Origin of the sequence: Chryseobacterium pyrolae (assembly GCF_025153485.1) — a bacterium.
Classification (GTDB): domain Bacteria; phylum Bacteroidota; class Bacteroidia; order Flavobacteriales; family Weeksellaceae; genus Chryseobacterium; species Chryseobacterium antibioticum.
Window position 1 is genome coordinate 201,679 of the sequence record NZ_JANZQH010000009.1, and the last position, 26,714, is coordinate 228,392.

Annotated in this window: 23 protein-coding genes and 1 pseudogene; 17 read left to right on the plus strand and 7 right to left on the minus strand. The window is 35.4% G+C overall.

Going from position 1 to position 26,714, the window contains the following annotated elements; all coding sequences use genetic code 11:
* Positions 1–359 precede the first annotated feature (359 nt).
* On the plus strand, positions 360–1,118 hold the full coding sequence (locus NZD88_RS17825) for a Rossmann-fold NAD(P)-binding domain-containing protein (protein ID WP_259830935.1): 759 nt from the start codon (positions 360–362) through the stop codon (positions 1,116–1,118).
* 142 nt (positions 1,119–1,260) lie between these two features.
* Here NZD88_RS17825 and NZD88_RS17830 read toward each other — a convergent pair whose 3' ends face one another.
* Together NZD88_RS17830 and NZD88_RS17835 are read right to left on the minus strand one after the other, a co-directional pair.
* On the minus strand, positions 1,261–2,115 hold the full coding sequence (locus tag NZD88_RS17830; protein ID WP_169234208.1) for a nucleoside phosphorylase: 855 nt from the start codon (positions 2,113–2,115) through the stop codon (positions 1,261–1,263).
* A 20-nt stretch (positions 2,116–2,135) separates the two neighbouring features.
* The gene (locus NZD88_RS17835) at positions 2,136–2,588 is read right to left on the minus strand and encodes a hypothetical protein (RefSeq protein WP_259830936.1); all 453 of its coding nucleotides are present in this window, start codon (positions 2,586–2,588) and stop codon (positions 2,136–2,138) included.
* A 398-nt stretch (positions 2,589–2,986) separates the two neighbouring features.
* Here NZD88_RS17835 and NZD88_RS17840 point away from each other — a divergent pair, with 398 nt between their 5' ends.
* From NZD88_RS17840 to NZD88_RS17850, 3 genes are all read left to right on the plus strand, one after another.
* Positions 2,987–4,816, plus strand: a complete 1,830-nt coding sequence (locus tag NZD88_RS17840; RefSeq protein WP_259830937.1) for a cytochrome c peroxidase — start codon at positions 2,987–2,989, stop codon at positions 4,814–4,816.
* A gap of 388 nt (positions 4,817–5,204) precedes the next feature.
* Positions 5,205–7,358, plus strand: coding sequence for an alkaline phosphatase PhoX (locus NZD88_RS17845; protein ID WP_259830938.1), 2,154 nt, complete (start codon positions 5,205–5,207; stop codon positions 7,356–7,358).
* Between the two features lie 54 nt (positions 7,359–7,412).
* A complete protein-coding gene (locus NZD88_RS17850) occupies positions 7,413–8,312 on the plus strand; it encodes a leucine-rich repeat domain-containing protein (protein WP_259830939.1) in 900 nt (299 codons plus the stop codon).
* A 2-nt stretch (positions 8,313–8,314) separates the two neighbouring features.
* On the opposite strand, the gene NZD88_RS17855 is transcribed toward NZD88_RS17850, so the two are convergent.
* From NZD88_RS17855 to NZD88_RS17865, 3 genes are all read right to left on the minus strand, one after another.
* The gene (locus NZD88_RS17855) at positions 8,315–8,638 is read right to left on the minus strand and encodes a translation initiation factor (RefSeq protein ID WP_259830940.1); all 324 of its coding nucleotides are present in this window, start codon (positions 8,636–8,638) and stop codon (positions 8,315–8,317) included.
* A 108-nt stretch (positions 8,639–8,746) separates the two neighbouring features.
* Positions 8,747–9,070: a helix-turn-helix domain-containing protein gene (locus NZD88_RS17860; protein ID WP_259830941.1), complete on the minus strand. Its 324-nt coding sequence runs from the start codon at positions 9,068–9,070 to the stop codon at positions 8,747–8,749.
* A 16-nt stretch (positions 9,071–9,086) separates the two neighbouring features.
* Positions 9,087–9,503 (minus strand): transposase, encoded by a 417-nt coding sequence (locus NZD88_RS17865; protein ID WP_259830942.1) that lies wholly within the window; start codon positions 9,501–9,503, stop codon positions 9,087–9,089.
* A gap of 417 nt (positions 9,504–9,920) precedes the next feature.
* On the opposite strand from NZD88_RS17865, the gene NZD88_RS17870 reads away from it, so the two are divergent.
* The 8 genes from NZD88_RS17870 to NZD88_RS17905 all read left to right on the plus strand — a co-directional run bounded on the left by NZD88_RS17870 (position 9,921) and on the right by NZD88_RS17905 (position 20,029).
* On the plus strand, positions 9,921–11,351 hold the full coding sequence (locus NZD88_RS17870) for a tetratricopeptide repeat protein (RefSeq protein WP_259830943.1): 1,431 nt from the start codon (positions 9,921–9,923) through the stop codon (positions 11,349–11,351).
* A 515-nt stretch (positions 11,352–11,866) separates the two neighbouring features.
* Positions 11,867–13,315 carry a tetratricopeptide repeat protein gene (locus NZD88_RS17875; protein WP_259830944.1) on the plus strand — a complete coding sequence of 483 codons (1,449 nt, stop codon included), beginning with the start codon at positions 11,867–11,869 and terminating at the stop codon, positions 13,313–13,315.
* A gap of 603 nt (positions 13,316–13,918) precedes the next feature.
* Positions 13,919–14,704: a hypothetical protein gene (locus NZD88_RS17880; RefSeq protein ID WP_259830945.1), complete on the plus strand. Its 786-nt coding sequence runs from the start codon at positions 13,919–13,921 to the stop codon at positions 14,702–14,704.
* Positions 14,705–15,081: 377 nt separating this feature from the next.
* Entirely contained in the window at positions 15,082–16,623 is a 1,542-nt protein-coding gene (gene gpmI / locus NZD88_RS17885; protein ID WP_259830946.1) for a 2,3-bisphosphoglycerate-independent phosphoglycerate mutase, read from the plus strand.
* A gap of 151 nt (positions 16,624–16,774) precedes the next feature.
* Positions 16,775–17,755, plus strand: a complete 981-nt coding sequence (locus tag NZD88_RS17890; protein ID WP_169234215.1) for an acyl-ACP desaturase — start codon at positions 16,775–16,777, stop codon at positions 17,753–17,755.
* A 95-nt stretch (positions 17,756–17,850) separates the two neighbouring features.
* Positions 17,851–18,282: a BT0820 family HAD-type phosphatase gene (locus NZD88_RS17895; protein WP_169234216.1), complete on the plus strand. Its 432-nt coding sequence runs from the start codon at positions 17,851–17,853 to the stop codon at positions 18,280–18,282.
* Between the two features lie 170 nt (positions 18,283–18,452).
* Positions 18,453–19,262 (plus strand): type I methionyl aminopeptidase, encoded by an 810-nt coding sequence (gene map, locus NZD88_RS17900; protein ID WP_259830947.1) that lies wholly within the window; start codon positions 18,453–18,455, stop codon positions 19,260–19,262.
* Positions 19,262–20,029: a class I SAM-dependent methyltransferase gene (locus tag NZD88_RS17905; RefSeq protein ID WP_169234218.1), complete on the plus strand. Its 768-nt coding sequence runs from the start codon at positions 19,262–19,264 to the stop codon at positions 20,027–20,029. The genes map and NZD88_RS17905 overlap by 1 nt, the downstream gene beginning before the upstream one ends.
* Positions 20,030–20,100: 71 nt before the next feature.
* Here the strand turns inward: NZD88_RS17905 and NZD88_RS17910 are convergent, their stop codons facing one another.
* Together NZD88_RS17910 and NZD88_RS17915 are read right to left on the minus strand one after the other, a co-directional pair.
* Complete coding sequence (locus tag NZD88_RS17910) at positions 20,101–20,427, minus strand: DMT family transporter (protein WP_169234219.1); 327 nt, start codon at positions 20,425–20,427, stop codon at positions 20,101–20,103.
* A 230-nt stretch (positions 20,428–20,657) separates the two neighbouring features.
* On the minus strand, positions 20,658–21,221 hold the full coding sequence (locus NZD88_RS17915) for a Crp/Fnr family transcriptional regulator (RefSeq protein ID WP_259830949.1): 564 nt from the start codon (positions 21,219–21,221) through the stop codon (positions 20,658–20,660).
* Between the two features lie 224 nt (positions 21,222–21,445).
* On the opposite strand from NZD88_RS17915, the gene era reads away from it, so the two are divergent.
* The 5 genes and pseudogenes from era to NZD88_RS17940 all read left to right on the plus strand — a co-directional run bounded on the left by era (position 21,446) and on the right by NZD88_RS17940 (position 26,572).
* Positions 21,446–22,321, plus strand: coding sequence for a GTPase Era (gene era, locus NZD88_RS17920; RefSeq protein ID WP_259830950.1), 876 nt, complete (start codon positions 21,446–21,448; stop codon positions 22,319–22,321).
* 67 nt (positions 22,322–22,388) lie between these two features.
* Entirely contained in the window at positions 22,389–22,817 is a 429-nt protein-coding gene (locus NZD88_RS17925) for a DoxX family protein (RefSeq protein ID WP_259830951.1), read from the plus strand.
* A gap of 334 nt (positions 22,818–23,151) precedes the next feature.
* Positions 23,152–25,554 carry an alpha/beta hydrolase family protein gene (locus NZD88_RS17930; protein ID WP_259830952.1) on the plus strand — a complete coding sequence of 801 codons (2,403 nt, stop codon included), beginning with the start codon at positions 23,152–23,154 and terminating at the stop codon, positions 25,552–25,554.
* Positions 25,555–25,711: 157 nt separating this feature from the next.
* Positions 25,712–25,804, plus strand: a pseudogene (locus NZD88_RS17935) (Crp/Fnr family transcriptional regulator); the annotation flags it as partial.
* A gap of 264 nt (positions 25,805–26,068) precedes the next feature.
* A complete protein-coding gene (locus NZD88_RS17940; RefSeq protein WP_259830953.1) occupies positions 26,069–26,572 on the plus strand; it encodes a GNAT family N-acetyltransferase in 504 nt (167 codons plus the stop codon).
* The last annotated feature ends 142 nt before the right edge of the window (positions 26,573–26,714 follow it).

Below are 26,714 nucleotides of genomic sequence, written 5' to 3' on the forward strand. Positions count from 1 at the left end.
TACAGATTAATATCGGTATTGTGAAAATCACGTTCCTGTGAAAACAAATATAAGAAGCAATGGCTCGAATCAGAAAAAATTGGAAGGATATTTTACTTTTTGTCGTAGTTTTACTACTAACGATTGTTAGGCTCAAAATGAGACAAAAAACAGGGATGCAGATGCGCCTTCGTATGGAAAGTGACTTTCTTTTATTCCTTTTCATTTTTATTTCTTAGCCCAAACTCAGCTTAATTGGGAGTTGAGAAAAACTAAAATATTGCACTCTGTATAAATTGATTTAATTTTGCTGAAAATCTATATGTTTTTTCTAAATACGGGAAAGAACATTTAGACCATTAATGCAGATATCTGAATTTATGAAGAAAATAGGAATTATAGGCTGTGGCTGGCTGGGATCCAGGATGGCCGCTTCAATGTCCGACCGGTATACAATGTATACTACCACAACCATTAAAGATAAAGTTGAGGATCTTTCTTTCAAGGGTTTCCATACCTCTGTCGCCAGTTTCCCTGATTTTCAGCTGGAAGAAAAAATTGCGCAATGGAGCGAGATTAAAAATATTGATGTTCTGGTTATTACCATTCCGCTTTCCGGGAAGAGCTGCTGCGCAAGTTCGTTGTATAACAGAATACAGCATTTATTGTCGTTCATTGGTGATTTTGATGGACAAATGTTCGTGATGAGCTCTACAGGTGTATACCCGGATATGGCAGGAGCGTATACCGAAGAAAATCTTTCTTCCGATCAGGTTCCGGGAGAGAGAATGATCAAAAACAGATATCCGCATGTTAATATTTTGAGATTATCCGGACTGATGGGAGACAACAGGCTACTTAAAAATTATAATGTATCAAATCTGGAAGCTCCGGTGAATCATATTCATTACGAAGATATTTCCGGCGTGATTGAAAAAATGATTGAAAAAAGTTCTGAAGGAAAGCTGTATAATGTGACAGCGCCGCAGCATCCGTCAAAAGCTCAGGTGATCAATGCCCAGAAAAACCTGACATCTCCTGAGGAGGCAGTAGGGGAAGGAAAAATAATCCTGCCTTCAAAATTAATTTCAGAATTGGATTTTGTGTTTAAATATCCGGATCCTCGAGCGTTTCATTAAAATAATAATTTCTCATGGATTCGCCAGCTTGCAAAGAGGTTTGGTTTGTGCTATCTTTTTGCAAAATGTATTTATAAACTAAACCTTGTAGGTTTCACTATCTACAAGGTTTAGAATTCAAGTTTTATCCTTGAAATATATTTTATTTAATGATTCTGTCCAATACCCAATCGATCAGGTTCTTTTCAGAAGCATGATGGTCTGCGGAGAATTCTCCTCGTCTTCTGTTGGCAATAACATTATTGACGGTGATTGCCTTGTGACCTAATAGTTTTGAAAGAGCGTAGATCGCTGAGGTTTCCATTTCAAAGTTGGTGACTCCCAGATCATTTAAAGTTTCAAGAAACTTATCATCAAATGCCTTTAGACGAAGTTCTCTTCCCTGTGGCGCATAGAATCCCGGGAAAGTAGCTGTATTTCCGTGGTATTTGGCATCTTTGTAGTATTCTCCCATTTCTTCTGCCCAGTCTGAGAAATAAAGCATCGGTTTGATCTTTGCGTACGGGAATTTCTCCATGAAGTTTTTGGAAAATTCATTCTCGAAACTGTAATCCTGATAGAAATGCATCAGTCCGTCAAGACCTACCACATTCTGGGTTACCAGCATATTATCAACCTGTACATCAGGGTTTACACTTCCACAGGTTCCCATACGGAACAGTTCAAGCGCCTTATGTTCTGTTTTGAATTCTTTGTTTTTAAGATCAATATTCACCAAAGCATCAAGCTCGTTCATCACGATATCGATGTTTTCGGTTCCGATACCTGTGGACATAACCGTAATTCTTTCTCCACGCAATGTTCCGGTATGGGTATAGAATTCTCTTTTGTTTTTTTTGATCTCTACTTTGTCAAAATATTTTGAAACTTTTGCCACTCTGTCCGGATCTCCTACAAGGATAATCTTATCAGCAATATCTTCAGGTAAAAGATTTAAGTGGTATACACTTCCGTCATCATTCAGAACCAGTTCTGAGGCAGCAAGTTTATTTAGCATAACTTATAATTTTTTGTTTTTTAATTAATGAAAATAGCGTCTTTGTAAGGTGATCCGGTAAGGTCGTAGATGGTATCATATTCCTCTACAATTCTTTTTTGTCCCTGAAATATTTCGTAGACCGTTACGATCGTCTTTTCAAAGTTTTTGGGATCTTTTCTTTGAGTTGTGATTTCGTAGAATTTGTCTCCTTTTTTTAAAACAGAAACCATCTCTTCTTTGGTCGAATTGTTCGAGTTCATCATACCCGGGAAATCCATCACAACATCCTTGAGATCCGTATACTTTTTGTAGGGTTTTGTAACTCCGTTTGAATACACGTACACATTGGGTATCTGTTTATCCTGTTCCAGGCGTATCAGATAATAATCATTGCCTTTTTTCTCTGCGTAAACGGCCATTTCTTTCTTTTGTGAAAATGCACCAATGGAAAGAAGACCCGCCGCAAAAGCGAATAATACTTTTGTTTTCATAATAATATTTTGTTTTGATCTGCTGAAAATAATGTTAAAAATCCTCCCCAAATATCTTTCGTCATCATTTTTTAAACCGGCATGAAGAAGTCAGCCGCCCTTAAGTATAATGAATTTGATTTCGGGGTTTAAAATTAATAAAAATATTTCTATTTTTTATGGATGGAAGTTGGAAGATGGAGGTTGGATATTATTAAAGTTAAAAGAAGGTCTAAGTATCGTTTTCTTGTTCTTTTACAGGCTGCTTTATCAAATTGTATGATGATTTAAAAAATTTCAGCCTCTATCTTCCGTTTTCTAACGGTCTCACCAGAAACTCAGGTGAAAATATAAACATTTTTTAATCTGCCCTTAAACTTAACATAACATGAGAACAGTAGTTTTGCCGCTAAAAATTCATGAGATTGTATCCGCTGCTAGCTGTGATTGTGTTGATAGGTTTTGCTGTCATGTCTTTTAACTCTGTTGATAAAGGCAGAGAAAACGAAAATACCTTTGTCAATAAAGGTCTCTCTGATTTTAAAAACAGGCTAGACCGGCTGAAATCAGACGTATATAAATTCTCTGACGACCAGATCTCTCTTGAGGAACTCAGAAATTCTTTAAGCAGTACCAGGAATTCATTTAAAGAAATAGAATTTTATATTGCTTATCATTATCCGGAATTTACAAAAACACACCTCAATGCTGCTCCGTTGTTTCATATAGAAGCAGCAGGTACTTCGGCCTACACCTTACCACCGGAAGGACTTCAGGTTTTAGACGAACTGATATTTTCCGATGAAGCCGGAGACGAGAAAGATAAAATCAAAACCATTACCGATTTTTTGTACAATTCCTATTCAAGCTTTTATCTGAGTGCTATGAAGAACGGTTTAAGCCGTGGAAATAACAAAACCTTACCTTTAAGGATAGAGTTAATAAGAATTTATACGCTGGGAGTTACAGGTTTCGATACACCCGGTTCCCTGAATATTTCTGAGGAGGCCAGCCATGCGTTTACAGGCATTAAAAAATACATCAATGATGATGCCTATTTTAAAAATTATAATGTTCAAAAAGCGAATCAGATTCTTACAGAAGGGATAAATTATCTTTCAGCCCACAAAGATTTTGAAACTTTTGACAGAATTGAATTTTATAAAAAATATATTCAGCCTCTGTATGAAGAATTGGGAAAATGGGATGGAAGAGAAGATGACCTTAAAGAATTTTCCGGCTGGAATGTAAAGAGTAAAAATCTATTCAGCAGTGATTTTCTGGATCCTTATTTCTATACGCTGCTGCAGTCTTCTGAAGATAATGCAGATTTAAGAAGCCTCGGAAAATCTATTTTCTATGACCAGAACTTAAGCCAAAATAGCAAAATGAGTTGTGCAGCCTGTCACCTTCAGGAAAATGCTTTTACAGATCTTAAGGCAAAATCACCGAGCAATGTAGAAGGAAAAACAGTCTTACGAAATTCACCCTCTCTTTATAATGCTGTTTTTGCGAAAAGATTTTTCTATGATCTTCGTGCTTTTTATCTGGAACAGCAGGCTGAACACGTGATTTACAATGATGACGAGTTTAATACCAGCTATGAAGACATCATCAAAAAATTAAAAACAAAACCTGAGTATAAAAAAGCGTTCCGTGCCGCTTTTAAAAATGGTGAAATTAGCAAAGAGAATTTTTCTAAAGCTTTAAGTTCTTATGTATCTTCCCTGTATTCTTTTGACAGTGATTTTGACCGTTTTATGAGAAATGAAAAAGACGTTTCTGATGATGTCAAAAAGGGCTACAATCTGTTTATGGGAAAAGCCAATTGTGCCACATGCCATTTTGCTCCGCATTTTTCGGGTCTTGTACCACCGTTCTTTAATGAAAATGAATCTGAAGTTTTAGGAATAACGAAAAAACCGGTCAACCAGCTTCCTGTAGAGTTGGATGTCGATCTGGGAAGAGGAAATAGTCCTGTGAAAAAAGAAAAATCATGGATTTATGATTACTCTTTCAAAACGGTTACGGTAAGAAATATTGCCCTTACCAAACCTTATTTCCATAACGGTGCTTTCAATACGCTGGAAGAAGTTATGGATTTTTACAACGAAGGCGGAGGAGAGGGACTCGGGATAAAAATGAAAAACCAGACATTGCCACCGGACAAACTGGAACTTACAAAAACCGAGATCAAACAGGTTATCGCTTTCCTGAATGCACTGACGGATACTAGCAAAGCAAGGTGATGTTTAAGAGTAGAAGAGTTTTAGGGTTTGAGAGTTTTTAGGGTAGGGGTTTAAGATGTAAAGCTTAATAATGCCAAATTATGAAGGCTCAATCGTAATATTAGTTCTAATCAGTTTTTCAAGATTTATCTTCTCAATGCAAAAATAATTACAGCCTAATAAATCTTTATATTTCACTAAAACACTAAAACACTAAAACACTAAAACACTAAAACACTAAAACACTAAAACACTCCAACTCAAAAGACAACATTATTTAACAATTATTTAATTCCCTTAACATTGGGTTCCGAATTAATTAATATTCCCTGATCTTTATTTAAAGTCCTATTAACAGAGGTTTGGCGCCAAAAAAATATTTTTGCAAGGTCTAATAAATCAATAAAAAATGAAGAAAAAATTACTTACAATTGCGGCATTGGCAATGGTCGCTGGTTTTAGTGTACAGGCCCAGACCTTTTTGTTCAACAAAAACTCGTCTTGGAGCTACAAAGACAACAACCAGGCCCTGGCAGATCCGTGGAAAGGCCAAGCATTTGATATTTCAACATGGGCAACAGGAAACGGTCCTCTTGGATATGGAGATCCTGTAACAACTACGATCAGCTCAGGTCTTACAGCAGCTTATTTTGCTAAAGATTTCACTGTAGACTTGTCAACCCTTTCAGACACTATGGAATTGGGCGTAATGAGAGATGACGGAATCGTTGTTTATCTTAACGGAGTTGAGGTGGTGAGAGATAACATGCCAACAGGAGCTATTGTTTTCAATACACCTTCCAGTACAACAATTGACGGAGCTGCAGAAAGCGGTTATAATATTTTTTCTATTCCAAAGGCACAATTTGTAAACGGTACCAACAGGATCTCTGTAGAACTTCACAACAGAACCGGAACCAGTTCAGATCTAAGAATCGATGCTTATTTAAAAACAACAACTACGGTTACGCCACCTCCTGCATGTACAGGTACGCACATCAGCTGTTTTACTTCTATTGTTCCTACAGCACAAACCAATAAACTGATCATTCCGGGAGAACATAAATACCAGCTTATCTTAAAAGAAGGTGACAGCTACACCGAAGGAGGCGGAATGGTAGGAGGTCAGAATGACTTTACCGCCTATGTTGCCAAGACAGGAAGCAGTACGAACGGATATCTTTCTGTAAACCACGAAACAAATCCTGGAGGGGTTACGATGGCTGAGGTTAACTACAATTCTTCCACAAAACTTTGGCAGCTAACAAGATCAAGAGCGGTAAGCTTCTCAGATCCAAGTCTGGTTCAGACGATCAGAAACTGTTCGGGTGGAGTTACGCCTTGGGGAACTGTTGTTACAGCAGAAGAATCCGTTACTTCCAATGACGTAAACAGTGATGGCTACAAAGATTACGGATGGCTAGTGGAAATTGATCCCGCTACAGCTCAGGTTGTTTCCAAAAATACAGACGGATCTAAAGGAAAACTATGGCAGATGGGTATTATGAACCACGAAAATGTGGTGGTTAATAATGCAGGAACTACGGCTTATTATGGAGAAGATGGTGGAACTCATATGGTATACAAGTATATCATGGATACCCCGAACAATCTTGCTTCAGGAAACCTATATGTACTAAAACTTGACCAGGGATTAAGTGCTTCCGGAGATCCGGTGGGAACTACAGCCACTTGGGTTCAGGTTCCGAATAAGGTGAAAGCAGACCAGAATAATACAACGGCTCTTGCTCAGTCCTTGGGAGGAACAAGATTTAATGGAGTAGAAGATGTAGATATCAGCCCACTAGATGGAAAGATCTATTTTACAGCAAAAGGATTGGACAAAGTATACCGTCTTCAGGATAACGGAACAACAGCTTCTCAGGTAGAAACTTTTGCAGGTGGTGCTTCCACATCGTATTCATTCAATACACCGCAGGGAATGAAAACTGAAGCGTGGGGCGACGGAAATGACAACCTTACGTTTGATGAGCTTGGAAATCTTTGGGTTCTTCAGGATGGTGGAAAAAATTATATCTGGGTAATTGCTCCGGATCATACGCAGGCTAATCCTAAAGTGAGACTTTTTGCTTCTATGCCGGCAGGATCAGAGCCTACAGGATTGACATTTACACCTGACCATAAATTCGGTTTCTTCTCTATTCAGCATCCGGATTCTACGATTTCTACGGATATCGATGCTACAGGAAACACAATCGATTACAGAGGGAAATCAGCTACTATTGTTATTGCTTTAAAACAAAACTTAGGAACAGCTGGTGCATTAGGAACAGTTGAAAGTCACAATGCCGAAAATACGGTTGAGGTGGCTCCGAATCCTACGTCAGGAATGGTTAAGATCAACTCTCCAAAAGGATTGAAAGACATTTCAGTGACTGCATACAGCATGGATGGAAAGATCGTTTATACGAAAAAATTCAGCGGGGTAAACAGATCACTGGATCTTGATTTTACCCATCAGTTGGAAACATCCCGTATCCTGGTTCTGAATATCGAAGCAGAAGGCGGTTTCCAGAAGACTGTGAAATTATTAAAAAAGTAAATTATTAATACCCATTTCGGGCGGCGGCAAAGCCGCCGCCCGAAATTTATCTCTATGAAAAAACTTGTTCTCTTGATTGCTGTTTTGTCTCTCTGCCTTACGAAGGCACAGATTGATCCTGTAAAATATCCTACGTTTACCAGCATAGAGGAGGCTCTGAACAGTAAAAAGACAGTTTACAGTATGAGTTTCAGGGAAAAGGGGCTTTTTAACCTTCCTCCACAGATCTCGAAACTAAATGCTTTGTTCTTCCTGAATATGATGGGTAATAAGCTTGAAAAAATGGATCAGGAGATCTTTGCTTTAACTGAACTGGAGATCTTAAATGTGAATGAAAACAGCATCAAATATATTCCTGATGAAATAGGAAATTTGAAAAAGCTGAATACATTTTCCATGAATCTTAACGGTCTTACAAGTATCAATTCTAATGTTGCAAAACTTCAACATTTAAAAGCTGTTCATTTTGATGCCAATAATCTGAATGTTTTTCCCGAAGCACTGATGGAGATTCCTGCTTTGGAAGAAATTAATCTTCAGGGAAACCAGATCAGCGTCATTGCAGACCGTTTACACAGAATCAAAAATTTAAAATTTCTAAACTTATCTGAAAACCAGATTAATGACCTTGGAAACCTTTCTTTTCCTAAAAGTTTAAAATATCTGGAACTTCAGCATAATGCTATTGTAAAGCTTCCGGAAAACCTGTTCAAAGCTAAAAATCTTGAATTTTTGAACGCAAGCGACAATCATATCACAGAAATATCTTCTGGAATAAAAGGACTGAAAAATATAGTCAGTATGAATCTGGCCAATAATAATTTAAAAGACATTCCTGAAGAAATAGGACAGCTGAAAAACTTAAAAACCCTTATTCTTACAGGAAATCCAATAGAAAAAACTAAGATTGAACGATTAAAAAGCCTGATGCCGGAAACACAGATCTATTTCTAGGTCTATCCGCCGACTCTTTTGGTTTTATATCCCATTTCTTTAAGGATATTCATTATTTTATCACGATTATCGCCCTGAATAATGATCGTTCCGTCTTTCTCTGAACCGCCTATTCCTAAGGTGGTTTTTATTTTTTTTGAGATTTTCTTCAAATCATCCTCATTTCCTTCCCAGCCTTCAACAATCGTTACAGGCTTACCGTTTCTGCCTTTCTTTTCAAATTTGCATACCAGAGGTTCCTGCTGCTTAAATTCTTCCTTAGGCATCTCAAAATCCTTTTCCTCATGTTCAGGAAAAAGGTTCTTTAACTGATCTCGTAAATCCATAAAGCAAAATTAAATAATAATTTATAAAGGACCATCGATGAGGTTAAAAATTAGTCAGGATGGATGAAATTTTCTTTGGGTAACCCTCTGGTGATTATAAATTGCTATTCATACAAGATATTTTTTCTTCCACTTTGTAAGGCTATTACGGCTTATTTTAAATTTTAAGGCAATTTGAGTATTATTAAGATGATATTCCTTTTGATATTCAAGAATTTCTATTATTGTTTTCTCACAGTAAGCACGATGTCTTTGGTTAAAGGTCATCGATTCTCTATCCTGCTCTCCGAATATTATTTTATTTAATGTAATAATATCCAGAGTAGAAAGTATTTTTTTATTTAATATTTTTTGGCATATAGATATTTTTTGAGGATACTTTTTATCTAAGATATCAATATAAATCTTTTTATAATTAGGAATATTAATCATGTTTCTATAATTTTCTTCATTTTTGGTATTTGGTTATCCATTTATAAAGGGTAGTTTTAGGAATTCCATATTCCCGTGTTATTTGTGCTTTGGATTTTTGCTGTGTTTCCAAAAGATCCAGCATAAATTCAATAATTTCCTTGGTATAAATATTCTTTCTAAAAGAGGGTAGCTGTGTTTTACTGTTGTTGTAAGCCACAGATGCTGGTGGTGAATACAAAATAAGGTGTTGTGAATACAGCCTGAAAAAATCATATTCCAATAATTTGCTCAGCTTTAAAAGTACATCAGCTTCTACAGATTTTTTTTCATATATTTTTTCAACTTCTTCCCCTGAACATTTTAAAAACTTACCTATTCTATCTGTTGAAGTATTACATTCTAAAACTCTTTGCTTAATGAGTTGTCCAATATCTATTTCTTTTAAATCCATTGTCATTATTTCAGTTTTACAATTTTACAGGATTTTTATTACGGTAGAAAAAAAAGGGATCCTACTTAAATATTACATTTATTTACGAACCAATTTTATTGTTTGATTTTTAAGAAAGCTGAATGATTTGTCTGTTTTTTTTAATAAAGGCTAATTTATTAATCAGATTATACTATGTAATACTTATGTAATAGTGGAAAATGCTCAATATTCATTTGTGAATTTTTAACATTGTCAAAATAATATTGACAATATTATTTTTAAAAAACACGAGCATTTTAAAAACATAAATATATCGTGAATAAAATGTGTAATGTGTTCATTTATTATTAAATTTATTATAATAATATTGTTATGTGTGTAATTTATTTATTTTTGATTGAGAGATTTGCAATTGAATAAACCCCCTGAAACACAATGAAGCTTCTTATTTTATTTTTTCCTTTTTTTCTGTTTGCTCAGCAAAAGATTACTACAACAGGTATTGATAAGAGACTGGAAAAGTCGAACGCTCTTCTTTTTGAAGGTCAAACAGATAGTATGATTAAATTAAATCTTTCAATACTGGAAGACTCAAAACATATTAATTATCCAAAAGGAAAAGTATATGCATGCTATAATTTAGCTCTTGCTTTTTCTATGCAATACAGGTACAATAAAAGTAATTACTATTTAAAATTAATGGAATCAGAGTTTAAAAATTTAGACGACGAGGATGAAGAAATTTCTATGAATTTATTATACAGCATGAATTATAAAGGCATTAAAATGTATGATGAGGCATTGAAAAAACTCAGAAAGAATCTAGTACTGGCAAATAATATAAAAATAGATTCTACCAGATATTCCTCAAATGCAATGACCCTGGTTGAAATGGCTAAAAACCATATTGAGAAAAAGAGCTATGATTCTGCTACCTATTATTGTAATAGGGTTATTGAAGAAGTGAAAAAACCTAAAAACCTGAATTCAGGTTTGAATACAAGCTTAAAAATCGCACTATTAATTTTAACAGAAACAAAACTTAAAGAAAATAAAATTGATTCTGCAGAATTTTATATAAAATCAGCTCAATCTGTACCGATTGTACTAGGTAATAATGAATTTAGAACATTTAAACTTTTAGGGGAAATTAATGGGGCGAAAAAACAGTATGATTCTGCCATTGCAGATTATAAAAAAGCAATAGAGCTTGCTGCAAAAGTAAAGAATATAAAAAAATTATTGGAATTGTATAGCTTAATATCCGAGGCATATGAAAAAACAGGTCAAAGGGATAATGAAAAAAAATATACACTTAAATATAATATTCTTAGCGATAGTTTAAAGACAATTGAGAATGAGAATCTTAAAGATACTGTTGACCTTCTGGTAGAAGAAAAACAAAAGCCAATGGAAGATAGAAATAACTTTTTACTTTACATTATATGTATAGTAGGTACAGGTTCCATTATTGTTATCTTCTTAGTAAATAAGAGAATACACAAAAAGAATAAAATTCTAAATGTAAAAGAAGCGGAAACTAAAGTATTGACTCAAAAATTAAATATTGCTTTTGAAGAAGTGATTCAACTGGCTAAGAATAATGACCCGGAGTTTATGACCAGATTTCAAGAAGTTTATCCTGATTTTTTTCCAAAATTGCTGCAAATTGAACCCCAATTGCAAAACAGCGAATTAAAATTCTGTGCTTTATTATTTTTGAATTTTTCTTCCAAAGACATTGCCGCATATACATTCGTACAACCTCAATCCATACAGATCAGAAAGAATAGACTGAGAAAAAGACTCAATATTTCTTCAGAAGAAGATCTGTATATCTGGATGAAGAACATCAATACTAATTAAATGTATTCAGTAGAATTATATATCACTTTTGGCTATAGTTTTTATAGAAATTAAATTTGGTTGGCAGGAATAATAATTTAAGGATAATTTCTTCTTATCAAAAAAATTTTACAATGTTACATCTTTGTGGTTAGTGGCGCAAAGAAATGGGCCATACTTATGTATAACATTTAAATGTTTTTATTGTATTCCCATTAATTGTTTTGATTATTATATGCTTGATTTCTTTTTACAAGAAAAAGTTGAATTTTCTTGAGATGAGTAAATACCATAAAAAAATAAATGTTATATCTGTGTAGTAGCTCTCGAGAGCTACTTTTCCTTTTTTTATCTATAACATTGTTGTCCTGATAAATCTAATCTTTTAAATAAAACAATTAAAAACAAACGAATAAATGATTAATAAAAGGATGAATGTCTTTTTATTATTAAATTTGTATATGTAGTGCTTTTTTTTGAGAAATCACATTGATTTTTATTTTATTGATTTGTTTTATATATGTAAACACTGTGAAATGATGAAATATCTAATTGTTCTTTTCCCATGGTTGTTATTTGCTCAGCAAAAAATGACCCCTCAATATATTGACTCGGATTATAATAAACTTGAAATCCTATATACTGAAGGAAAGATTCATGAAGGTTTAAAAAAAAATATATTTTTACTGGAAGAATCTAAAAAAAATCAATATTCTAAAGGAATAATAATGGGTTATTTACGGCTTTCATACTATTATTCAAATTCAAGAAATTACAAAAAGGAATTGGAATGTTTAAAATTGGCAGAATTAGAATATGAAAAGGGAAATTATAAACACGATCTTAAATTTGAAAGTGAAATTAAAAGAGAGCTAGGATTTAGTTATTTAAATATTGGTCTTTATCAAAAAGCAATTGATAAATTTAAAGAAAATGTAAAATTATCAGAGAATATTGATGATTATTCTTCTAAAATAAAAGTCAAATCTATTGCCTATTTTGATATAGGTCGTACTTATAAAAGAAAAAACCAACCGGATTCATGTAAATGGTATATAAAAAAGGGAATTAATCTTTTAAAAGATGAAAAAAAACTAGATCGTATAGTAAAGATGCATTTTGTATACAATAATTTAATACTGGCTGAATATGATATTTCTGAGAAAAAACTAGATTCGTCAGAAAGATATGTAAAATCCTTTGATGCCTCATCAAAAGAAATATTGGGGAATAATAATTTCCAGTTGTATAAAGTAAAGGGAATGATTAATGAATATAAAAAAGAATATGATTCTGCTATTTTTAATTTTCAGCAAGCCATCTCTTTAACCAAAAAAACCGGCAATGTCGAAAGATTGCAAGGATTATATAGTGATATTTCGAGAATTTATCAGCAATCAGGTGATAATAGTTCTTCCCAAAAATATTTGCAGAAATATATCTCTATTAAAGATAGTCTAGCCAATGCTAAACAACCGGCCATTGAAAATACCGTGCAGGAATTAGTTGTACAAAAAGAAAAAGAAATAAAATCCAAAAACAAATTTTTGATCTATATTATGATATGGATTGGGGTGTTCACGTCAATCATTTTTATTTTGATAATAATAAAGAGGGAGCGGAAAAAAAATAAAATTTTGAATGTAAAAGTACAGGAAACCCAAATGTTAAATCAAAAATTAAATATTGCTTTTGATCAGGTAATTCAACTCGCTAAAAATAATGACCCCGAATTTCTGACAAGGTTTCAGGAAGTTTATCCTAATTTTTTTCCAAAATTGCTGCAAATTGAACCCCAATTGCAAAACAGCGAATTAAAATTCTGCGCTTTATTATTTCTGAACTTTTCTTCCAAAGACATTGCTGCCTATACATTCGTACAACCTCAATCCATACAAATCAGAAAGAATAGACTGAGAAAAAGACTCAATATTTCTTCAGGAGAAGATCTGTATATCTGGATGAAGAATATCAATACTAATTAAATGTTCAATAGAATTATATATCACTTTTTTGCTATAGTTTTTATAAAAATTAAACATATGAAAGGTAAAGATTTTCATTTTTTCTGTATGTGCTAAAGAAGAGAGTAAAATAATACCATTGATGTGTTGTTGTTATTTTGTTTTGATTATCAGTAGTTTATGTTGATGTAATATCCGTGTAATATCCGTTTTTTTTGAATAATTGGATAAATAATTCAAATTTGTATCAAGATTTTAAGTGTTACGCAAATGAGAAAAAGATAGTTGAAAAATTAATTGAGTAAACAACGTGATTATGGATTTAATAATACGAGCTCAAAAGGTAGATCTAAAAGTTACCAGATAGTTACCGCCGCAAGCATAAGATTGCTTTTAAACTTGGCAATCAGATACACCAAAAACTTATAAACACATTGAAATAGTTGAAAAAACTTTTCATGAATAAAAAATATTTGAAAAGATATTTTGAGGGATCTTTTTTCTCAAATTTTAACTAAAAATAGTCACAATCAGATAATTAACAAACCTATTTTGAATAAAGATTGATTTTAAAGAAATTATAAAACAGATTGAAATAAATATTAACAAAAAAAGAAACACACAATGAAAACAAAACTTTTATTTTTATTTGCCATGGCGGCATCTTCTGTAAGTTTATTCTCACAGGTAGGAATAAATACCACAACACCTGATCCTTCTTCAATTTTGGATATAGTCTCCACTAATAAGGGATTATTGATCCCCCGTATATCATTAACGGGAAGTACTGATGTTACCACTATCCCTAATCCCGCTAATGGATTGTTAGTGTATAATCTGGTAGATGCGGGAGGAGCTAATCCCGTAAAAAAAGACAATTTTTATAAATTCAACAGTACTGCTAATAAATGGCAATTAATGCTTGATGAAGGTAATCTGCCTTCGACAGTGATGGCGCCTGCAGTATTTGAACTAGGTAATGATATGAGCAGTTTTTTAAATGGACAAGGTGCAGGAGCTTCCGTAGTGGTTCCAATGAATTTAGTTTCTAATAGCATCCCAGGGCTTACCTATAATACTGGTACTTCCACGATTACATTTCCTGCCGGAACTTACAAAATGGAATTTGTTTATGAAGGCGATCATAATATTGCTGGTTGTACTCTCAGTTCTTATATTGTTGACTTCCCAGAAGGAGCAGGTACTGCTGTTAGAAGAATACATTCTACGGCTTCTCATAATCAAGGGGGTACCAGCAATCATGGTGGCGTAGTAACTTATACTACAACAGTTCCTACCGGAAGAACATGGGCAATAAAATTAGGCAGAGGGGTGTCCGGAAACTGTAGTGGGACAGGAGGGACATTAAGAGGTAAAAGTACACAGTTGTTGATTTTTAAAATGAATTAATTCGGTTTTATACTATATTGTTTTACTCCTCAACCTGACACAATACATAATATAATAGTTTAGATTCTAAGTTCACAAATGACATTCCCTCAAAATGTGGTTAAGGGGTAAAACTTTTTAGATCATTTTTGGAAGATACTGAACATTCCGGATGTAAATATTTCTATGAATCTTGTTAAACTGCCATAGAAATATGGCAGTTTAACACTATAATAAAATGAAACTTAATAGATCATAAATTATGAGTAAAAGATTAAGGCTTTACCAGACGTTTATTTAATTAACTTACATACATATGATTGTTTTTAAAATAAACCTTTCAAATTCTTTCATTCATCGGAAATTAGGTAAATTTGTGTAACAAAAAGTTATACGAAATGTCAAAAAAAGCAATATTAGCAATCCTTGACGGATGGGGACTGGGAACAAATCCAGAAGTGTCTGCCTTAGACAAAGCCAACACTCCATTTATAGACAGCTGTTATCAGAAATTTCCACATACAACACTTGAAGCCAGCGGTCTGGCTGTAGGACTTCCCTTAGGACAGATGGGAAATTCTGAAGTAGGACACATGAATTTAGGAGCAGGAAGAGTGGTATACCAGAATCTTGTGAAGCTGAATATGGCCGTTGAGAATGGTACATTGGGGCAACAACAGATTATTCAGGATGCCTTCGACTATGCTAAAAGAGAAAATAAAAAACTACACTTTATCGGATTGGTTTCCAACGGAGGTGTACATTCACATATCAATCACTTAAAAGGTTTATTAACGGCCGCTCAGGAGTTCGGACTGCATGAAAATGTTTTCGTTCACGCATTTACAGACGGAAGAGACTGTGATCCGCATTCAGGACTTGAGTTTATAGAAGAACTTCAGGATCATATGGCAACTACGGTAGGTAAACTGGCAACCGTGATCGGAAGATACTACGCAATGGACCGTGATAAAAGATGGGAGCGTGTAAAACTGGCATACGATGCTATGGTAGATGGAGTAGGACTGGAGACGACAGATGCTTTGGCAGCTATTAAATCTTCTTATGATAACAACGTAACCGATGAGTTCTTAAAGCCTATTATTTTGGTGAATACAACAGAAACAGGGAATGTAGTTCCGGTAGCCAAAATTATAGATGGTGATGTGGTCATCTGTTTCAATTTCCGTACAGACAGAGGGCGAGAGATCACAGAAGTTCTTACCCAGAAAGATTTCCCTGATTTCTTTATGCGTAAACTCAACCTTCATTATATCACTTTAACCAATTATGATAAGACCTATCAGAATGTACAGGTTGTATTTGATGAAGAAGTACTGAAGGATACCATGGGAGAAATCCTTGAGAGAAATGGTAAAACCCAGATAAGAATTGCTGAGACGGAAAAATACCCTCACGTGACTTTCTTCTTTTCCGGAGGTAGAGAGGAAGAGTTCAATGGTGAAAGAAGACTTCTGTGCCCAAGTCCGAAAGATGTTCCAACGTATGATCTTAAACCAGAAATGTCTGCTTATGACATCACAAATGCCATCGTACCGGAACTGGAAAACGGAACTGCTGATTTTGTTTGTCTGAATTTTGCCAATACAGATATGGTAGGACATACCGGAGTTTTTGAAGCCGCTGTAAAAGCCGCTGAAACAGTAGATAAATGTATTGAAAGAGTAGCTACTGCAGCGTACGAACACGGATACACCGTATTTATTCTTGCAGATCACGGAAACTCAGATGTAATGATTAATCCGGACGGAACACCAAATACGCAGCATTCCACGAACCTTGTTCCGTTTATTGTCATGGATAAAGACCATACGTGGAATCTGAAACCCGGAAAACTGGGCGATGTAGCTCCAACGATCCTAAAGGTAATGGGAGTGGGAATTCCGGAAATAATGACAGGAGATATTTTAGTTAGCTAAAATTCAATAATAATGTCTGAAAAATGTCGTTATACTATAGATGGCGGCATTTTTGTATGATTTATATCAGTCATCGTATGGGTTGCATATGTTATTATGCGACAAATAATAAATAAATCATATCTTTGTAAATTAAAATCCATATAATAAAATGTATCAAACGCTTGTCAGAAAAGAAGTAATGGGAATTTTGGAAAAGGAGGTAGGTTCTTTTCTGGATAAATTTTTAACGCCAATTGAAAAAATTTGGCAGCCCTCTGATTATCTTCCGGATCCATCAAGCTCTGATTTTAAATATGATCTTGAAGAAATTCAGACTTTCGCACGTGAAATGCCTTACGACCTTTTTGTAACGCTGATCGGAGACTGTATCACAGAAGAAGCATTGCCTTCGTATGAGTCGTGGTTGATGGGAGTAGACGGAATTGATCAGGAGAAGAAAGAAATCGGCTGGGCCAACTGGATAAGAGCATGGACTGGTGAAGAAAACAGACATGGAGATCTTTTGAGCAAATATCTTTATTTGTGTGGAAGAGTGAACATGAGAGAATTGGAAGTTACCACTCAATATTTAATTAATGACGGTTTCGATTTGGGAACAAGTATGGATCCTTACAGAAACTTCGTATATACAAGCTTTCAGGAAACGGCAACTAATATCTCTCACAGAAGAGTAGGGACATTAGCCAAACAGTGCGGAAACGGAAAGCTGGCTAAAATGTGTGGTGTTATTGCTGCAGATGAGGCCAGACATGCTAAAGCTTACAAACATTTTGTGGCTAGAATTTTAGAAATAGATCCGTCAGAAATGATCCTGGCATTTGAAGATATGATGCGTAAAAAGATCGTAATGCCGGCTCACATGATGAGACAGTCCGGTCAGAAAGCAGGTGAACTTTGGGGACATTTCTCAGACGCAGCACAGAGATGTATGGTCTATACAGGAAATGATTACATCAATATTTTATCAGACCTGTTGGATGAATGGAAGATTGAACATGTAAAAGGACTTACCGAAAAAGCTGAAAAAGCTCAGGAATATTTAATGAAACTTCCTTCGAGACTTCAGAAAATTACAGACAGAATTTCTACTCCGGATCTTCAGTTCCAGTTTAAATGGGTGAAAAGCTAGTTCCGGATTATCAATAAATTATAAAAACTTAAGAGTGCCAGCGTTTTCGGCACTCTTTTTATTTCTTATCTTTGCAAAGCTAAAAAAGGTATACAATGTTAAATAATAAAAAAATTGCTGTGGATTTCGATGGAACTATCGTTGATGATGCCTATCCTGCAATTGGAAAAACGAAAACTTTTGCTTTCGAAACATTAAGAAGACTTCAGGCAGAAGGATACAGATTAATCCTCTGGACATACAGACATGGAAAGACTTTAGATGAAGCCGTAGAATTTTGCAAAAGTAACGGCATTGAATTTTATGCCATCAACTCCAGCTTTGAAGGGGAAGTTTTCGATTCCGAAAATCAATCCAGAAAACTGGATGCAGACTGGTTCATCGATGACCGAAATCTTGGAGGATTTCCGGGATGGGGTGAAATTTACAATATTATCCAGGACAGGATAGAATTCCGCGTAGAAGGAAAAGAAGTTCTGGCCTATTCAAAACTTAAAAAAGAAAAGAAAAAAGGACTTTTCTGGTAAAAATTTAAAATAGAAGTTAGAAGTCAGAGATTAGAAATTAGTTTTTAATGCTGCTTCTTTTTTTTAATTTATCAGGAAACCGTAGATGCCAGAAGACTATTATTATCGTTAAAAATATACATTAAGCTGTAGTCTAATATCTGACATCTAATATCTAACATCTAAAAAAAATGATTCAATTAAAAACAATAGAGGAATTACGCCTCATGAAGGAGAGTGCACACCTGGTGTCTAAAACACTGGGAATGCTTGCTAAAGAAATAAAACCGGGAATCAATACTTTATATCTTGATAAACTGGCCCACGATTTTATTAAAGATCACGGGGCTGAACCAGCTTTCTTAGGCTATGGTGGTTTCCCGAATTCTTTATGTATCTCTCCCAATGATCAGGTAGTTCACGGTTTTCCCAATAACGATATTATCCAGGAAGGAGATGTACTTTCAGTAGACTGTGGTGTTATTCTGAACGGTTTTGTAGGAGATCATGCCTATACCTTTGAGATTGGCGAAGTAAAACCTGAGGTTAAAAAACTATTGCAGGTAACCAAAGAATCTCTTTACAAAGGAATTGCACAGTGTGTAAGAGGAAAAAGAATAGGAGATATCTCCCATGCCATCCAGAGCCATTGTGAAAAACAAGGATATGGTGTGGTAAAAGAACTTGTAGGGCATGGTCTTGGAAGAAAGATGCATGAAGATCCACAGGTTCCGAATTATGGAAAACAAGGAAGCGGAAAAGTCATCAAAGACGGTCTGGCTATCGCTATTGAACCGATGGTAAACCTGGGTACTGAAAAAGTAAAATTCCATAATGACGGATGGACGGTAACGACTTTGGATAATCTGCCTTCTGCTCACTTTGAGCATGATGTAGCTGTGATCAATGGTAAACCGGTATTGCTTTCCACATTCAAATATGTTTACGAAGCCTTAGGTATTGTAAGCGATGAAGAGAAGCCATTCCAATTGGATTTTTAATGAAAAGAGTAGCCAAACTTTTACTCAATACCCTGCCACGTCCGATGCTTATTAAAATGAGTATCTGGGCGAGGCCACTTATTTACCAGTTTTTTAAAGGAGATAAGTTCTATGATCCTATCGACGGAAAATCTTACCGGAAATTCCTTCCTTACGGGTATGGAAAGCAGCGCGAAAATGCACTTTCTCCGGGAACACTGAGTTTGGAGAGACACCGCCAGATGTGGTTGTACCTTCAAAACGAAACGGATTTTTTCATTAAAAATGCCAAAGTCCTGCACATTGCTCCCGAACAGGAATTTCTGAGGAAATTTAAGCTGATGAAAAATCTGGATTATATTTCTGCAGACTTATTTTCTCCAATCGTAGATGTGAAAGCGGATATTCTGGATTTGCCTTTTGCTGATGAAAGTTTTGATATCGTTTTCTGTAACCATGTTCTGGAACATATAGAAGATGATGCAAAAGCCATAAGCGAGCTTTACAGAGTGATGAGACCCGGAGGTTGGGGGATTTTTCAGGTTCCGATGAGAAATGCTCTGGAGAAAACCTATGAAGATTTTTCTATTAAAGATCCAAAAGAACGCCAGAAGCACTTCGGTCAGTATGACCACGTCCGCTGGTACGGAATGGATTATTTTGACCGTTTGAGGAAAGCTGGTTTTGAAACAGAACCGAATTTCTATTCCCAAAATTTTTCAGAAGAAGAAATCACAAAATACGGGTTAAGACAAAATGAGATCTTACCTGTAGTTTTCAAAAAATAAAAGCAACAACAAACCCGTCTTCAGATTCGAAGACGGGTTTGTTTTAATATAGATAGAAATTGTTTTAGATTTTAGTGGGAAACAGATTTCAGTCCAACCACAGAACCAATCAGGGTGGCAATGAAAAATATTCTCCAGAAGCTTACAGGATCTTTAAAAAAGAACATTCCCATCAGAGCGGTTCCTACAGCGCCTATTCCTGTCCATACCGCATAAGCCGTTCCAATGGGAAGCGTTTGGGTAGCTTTGATCAGCAGCAGCATACTGATCGTCATGGTTACCAGAAAGCCGGCATACCAATAATACATCTCGGATCCTGATGTTTCTTTGGCTTTTCCTAAACAGGACGCAAAGGCAACCTCAAATAATCCGGCGATGATTAAAATAATCCAATTCATTTTTTTTTGATTTTCTCTCCTGCAAATTTCAGGATTTGAAAGGAGAAATAATTTTACATTTGTTAAAAAACGAATTTATTTTAATCTGAGTCAGGAAGTCTGAAGCTGGAAGAGGGAAGTTTATTGATACCACAGCACAACTATAGTGCGCGATTTATTCATTTTTTAGGGAAACTATTAAAAATGAATAGTCAAAGTAACTTCCAGCCTCCCTCTTCCAGCTTTCTTTATTATTTTATTTCTGCCCGAATCCTGCTCAGACTTACCTGGGTGATGCCAAGATAAGAGGCGATATGACCCAGCTGGACTCTTTTCAAAAGATCAGTCTTATTGATCATCAGGTCTTTATAACGTTCCAGAGATGTTTTGAACTGCCTGGAAATAATCAGCTCTTCCGTTTTCACGAGTTCTCTTTCTGCAAATTTTCTTCCCCAGTTCGCAATGTGAATATCTTCATTGAAAAGCTTTCTTAAGCTTTCCGTTTCCAGAATATACAGATCACAGTCTTCCAGAAGTTCGATGCTTTCATAGCCGGGCTTGTTTTCCACGTAACTTTTCATGGAAACTATGGTTTCACCTTCACTTCCGAACCAGAAGGTTATATCATTGTCTGCCGTAGAGGCGTAGGCACGTACAATACCTTTCCTGATGAAGTAGATGTAAGGAATGATCTTGTCAGATTCCATAAGGCAGAAATATTTGGGATGGGATACTTCTGTAATATGCTTTTTCAAAGAGGCCTTAGAAGCTTCAGGGAGTGCATAAATGCGGTCAAGGATCTGGTCTATATCCATAAAGTGAATTATAATGTCAAAAGTATTGGTTTTAAAAGTTGCAATACAAAAGTATTTCGTTTAATTTTCAAAATTAATAAGATAAATATACAGATGAATCATTCGAATAAACAGCATCCGTAAATTTTTTTAGAGCGATTAAGCTTTTTTATTTTCTAAAAGTAGACTTAAACCGTGAAGACCAGTTTTGTTTTAGTAACTTTGCAGTTCGTAATACTATTTATATGCATAAAGCTGGATTTGTAAACATAGTCGGAAAGCCCAATGCTGGAAAATCTACCTTATTAAATCAATTAATGGGAGAAAAACTAGCTATTGTAACGCAGAAGGCACAGACAACCCGCCACAGAATTTTTGGAATTTATAATGAAGAAGATCTACAGATTGTATTTTCAGATACTCCCGGAGTATTGGATGCAAAGTATGGTCTTCAGGAAAAAATGATGGATTTTGTAAAGGATTCTTTACAGGATGCCGATGTATTTTTATTCATCGTAGACGTCACCGATAAAGCTGAACCTTCAGAATTTTTAATTGATAAACTTAATAAGATCCCGGTTCCGGTATTGCTGTTACTGAATAAAGTAGACCAGACCAATCAGGAAGGACTTGAAAAACTGGTAGAAGAATGGCACAACAGGATCCCAAAAGCTGAGATCCTTCCTATTTCTGCTTTGAATGCCTTCAATACAGATATCATTCTGCCGAAATTAAGATCCCTGTTGCCGGAAAGCCCTGCTTATTATGATAAGGAACAGTATACGGATAAGCCGGAAAGGTTTTTCGTAAACGAAGCGATCCGTGAAAAAATCCTTTTAAACTACGAGAAAGAAATTCCATATTCTGTAGAAGTGGTTACCGAGCAGTTTAAAGAAAAAGAAGGGATCATTTTTATAGATTCTATCATTTATGTGGAAAGAGATACCCAAAAGGGAATTATCATCGGACACAAAGGAGACGCGATCAAAAAAGTAGGAACAGAAGCCAGGATAGATCTGGAAAAATTCTTTTCCAAGAAAATTCATTTGAATCTTTTTGTAAAAGTGAAAAAAGACTGGCGTAAAAACGACAGGGATTTGAAAAATTTCGGGTACAGATAAACTAAAAACGCTCGTGATTCCGTTCTATTAAAAGATTTTTATTACCTTTAATCTAAATTTTTAGTAAATGAACTATTTCAATTCAAATTCCAGCTCAGTACTTAAAGATATTATTTTATTAGTAGTGAGAGTGTTTGTAGGTTTTGCGATGCTTTCTCACGGTTTTCCAAAGCTTCAAATGCTTTTGGAGGGCGGTAAAATTGAATTTTACAACTTTCTGGGATTAGGTCCTTTAGTGACCCTGATTCTTACTGTTGTTGCTGAATTTGCGTGTTCTATACTCCTTATATTAGGATTGTTTACGAGAATTTCGTTAGGTTTTTTGATTTTCACAATGGTCATAGCTGCTTTTGTAGTTCACGGAGCAGATCCATTCGAGAAAAGAGAAATGAGCCTGATCTATCTGTCTGTTTATCTTCTCCTGATGGCTTTTGGCGCAGGGAAAGTGTCAGTAGATCACATGATAGAAAAAAGAAGAAGAGCTTCAGACTGGTAAACCGGTCTTGAAATATAAACACAGAGCATTAGTTATCTAATGCTCTTTTTGTTTTTACGATGATTTACAGGGCAATGAAGACCATACATAGGTCTGATGATACAGTTTTCATCTTCTCCGGCTGTACATGGTTTTATACCATGAAGGACATGATGGCATCTGTCCTCCAATGATGATTTTTAAATCACTTTTAGATAATTTTTTCATAGTCAACATTTTAATTATTTAATCTGATTAGTATAAAATTATTTAATTATATCACAATATGGGGGATTAAAATTAACGGTTTCAGTTATATCACAAAAATCACTACTTTCGTAGAAAATGAATTTATATGAAGATAAAACTGACCATTTGCCTTCTGGCATTTCTCAATTTCTACGATGCACAGGAGAATATTACTTATCAAAAGCCATCTGCAGAGATTCTAAAACTGGCAGATTATGAAAGGCCCCCAAGCGTTCTGATGAACAGCAAAAAAGACTGGGTAGTTTTTACTTACCGTCCTACTTATAAAACACTGGAAGATCTTAATCAGCAGGAAATGAAACTGGCAGGATTAAGAATCAATCCGGTTACTAATATTTCAAGCAGTGTTACCTATTCCAATAATCTGAAGATCAGAAAGATCAACGATAAAAATGAAACTCAGGTGAAAAACCTGCCTGCCAATGCTAAAATTACCTATATTTCATTCTCACCGGACGAAAAGAAACTGGTATTTACCAACACCACAAGTAAAGGAGTAGAGCTTTGGCTAGTGGATATGGAAACGGCTACCTCCAAAAAAATTACTGAAGATAACCTGAATGCGAATCTGGGAACGCCTTATGTATGGTACAACGATTCACAAAGTTTGCTGATCAGAACACTTCCTCAAAACAGACCTGCTCTGATTGATGCCGCCAAAGATCTTCCTACAGGACCTATAGTTTCTACAGCTGACGGTAAAGTTTCACAAAACAGAACTTATCAGGATCTTTTAAAGAATCCTCAGGATGAAAAAAACTTTGAGGTACTTACGGCCTCAGAAATTTATAATGTAGATCTGAATGGAAATCTTAAGAAAGTAAAAGATCAGGACATGTATTCCGGTCTGAGTTTTTCTCCGGATGGAAATTATTTAATGGCCGTTGTGATCAAAAAGCCATTCTCATACATTGTTCCGTTAAGCAGATTCCCGCTGACCGCTACCGTTTATGATATGAAAGGGAACGCTGTAAAAGTAGTGAATGATGTTCCTTTGAATGAAATAATGCCTAAGGGATTTTCATCCGTAAGAATAGGAAAAAGAAGTATGGGCTGGAGAAGTGATGCACCGGCAACATTACTGTTTGCAGAAGCATTGGATGGAGGCGATCAGTCTAAACCCGCAGAATACCGGGATGAGATCTTTATGTGGGAAGCTCCGTTTGCAGCTGCTCCGAAATCATTCTTTAAAACAAAACAAAGATATGAAGGTGTAAGCTGGACCAATGACCACTATGCCGTAGTTTCTGAAGGGTGGTATGATACAAGGAATACAAAATCGTATCTGGTAGATCTTAATAATGGCGAATCAAAAGTCATTGATGACAGAAATTACCAGGACGTTTACAGTGACCCGGGGAATTTCAATACAGCGAAAAACCAGTATGGAAGATATGTGATCGATATGAAAGGAGGGAAGACCTACCTGATCGGGGATGGATTTACGAAAGATGGACAACATTCTTTCATCGACGAAATGGACGTAAAATCACTTAAAAAGAAAAGACTCTATACTTCCAACGTTAAAAATGGGAAGGAAGAGATCATCGATATCCTGAATCCTTCAAAAGGAGAAATTTTAACGACTCAGCAGTCTCCAAGTCTGTATCCGAACTATTTCAAAAAGAATATTAAATCGGGTAAAGCAGAAGCTGTAACTCAATTTGCAAACCCTTTTGAAAGCATTAAAGATGTGTACAAAGAGGTGATTACGTATAAAAGAAATGACGGAGTTACATTAACGGGAACGCTTTATCTGCCTGCTAATTATGACAGAAAAGCTAAGAAAGAAAAGCTTCCTTTACTGATCTGGGCTTATCCAACAGAATATAAGGATAAAAACACAGCAGGTCAGAATACCCAGAACCCGAATGACTTTACGTTCCCATACTATGGATCTTTCGTATACTGGACAACCAAAGGCTATGCGGTACTGGATGATGCTGCATTCCCGATCATCGGAGAAGGAAAAACAGAACCAAATGACACCTTTATTCCACAGCTGGTAGCCAATGCTGAGGCTGCGATCAATGCGGTTGACCAGTTAGGATATATCGACAAAAAGAAAGTAGCTGTAGGAGGACATTCTTATGGTGCTTTTATGACTGCTAATCTATTGACCCATTCTAATCTTTTCGCATGCGGTATCGCAAGAAGTGGTGCCTATAACAGAACGCTGACTCCATTTGGTTTCCAGAGCGAGCAGAGAAATTATTGGGATGTTCCGGAGATCTACAACAAAATGTCTCCATTTATGAATGCAGATAAAATGAAAACGCCAATGCTTTTGGTTCATGGTGATGCGGACAATAATCCGGGAACTTTCACTTTGCAGACCGAAAGATATTTCCAGGCCCTGAAAAACTTGGGAGCTCCTGTGAAAATGGTTTTGCTTCCCAAAGAAGCCCACGGTTATGTGGCTAAAGAAAATATCTTACACCTTTTATGGGAACAGGATCAGTTTTTAGAGAAGTGTTTGAAGAAATAAAATAATTTGAGAGAAAGCCCGTTCATGATTCGAACGGGCTTTTTTTATAAAAGTTTCAGTATTTCATCAATACTTGTCAGCTCCATAAAATTGTCATATTCCAGGTGATGCTCATGTTGTTCATGACTCCAGGTCACATGATAAGGAATGTGCGCAGCAGAATATTCAGATTTCAAAAGAAGATATGGCTGCTTACCTGGGAATTACAGTGAGAAGTCTGAATAGGACATTGAAGAATTTGGGAAAGTAAATAAAGTAAGGAAGATGGAGGAAGGAAGTTATTGAAGATGAATAGACAGCTTGTATGTTTTTATGAAAAAACAGTTAGACTACTTTTTACCATAAAAATATTGAGCAATAGCCGTGTCAAGGTTTTGAACCTTGACACGGCTATTTTCCAAGTTCCTTCTTCGAGCTTCTCTCCCTTGCATTAATTGCAATTATTGACTGAATCTCTACGTTTAAAAGTTTTTACTCCTTATTTTTGCAATGAAATAAAACCGGAATCTACAAAATGGAAGAGCTGAAATTCAGGAATGCTGACCTGAAAGATTTAGAGAAAATAGTGGAGATATACAATTCTACGATCCCTTCAAGAATGGTAACCGCCGATACAGAAAATGTTTCTGTAGAAAGCAGAAAAGAATGGTTTGAAGAACATAATCCTGAAACCCGGCCTCTCTGGATCATTGAAAATAATGACCAGGAAACAATAGGATGGGTGAGTTTTTCTTCATTTTATGGGAGACCTGCTTACAATGGAACCGTTGAAATGAGTATTTACATGGATGAATCATGCAGAGGAAAAGGGTATGGGAAAAAAGTAATGGAACACTGTATGATCATGGCCCCCGGTTTAGGGATAAAAACACTCCTGGGGTTTATCTTTTCTCATAATGAAGCCAGTTTGAAACTCTTCAGGCATTTCGGATTTGAAGAGTGGGGAATGTTTCCGGATGTAGCTGTTCTGGACGGGATAGCAAGGAGTTTGACGATTTTGGGAAAAAGGATGGATTAAGTAAATTAACATTATGCAGAAGGAAGAGAGAGGTTAAAAACTACTGTTATCCATGTCAAGGTTTTAAACCTTGACATTCTATGTTAATTAGCAAATTTTATAAGTTAAAATATTTATATTTTTTCAATAATTGTGTTGATAT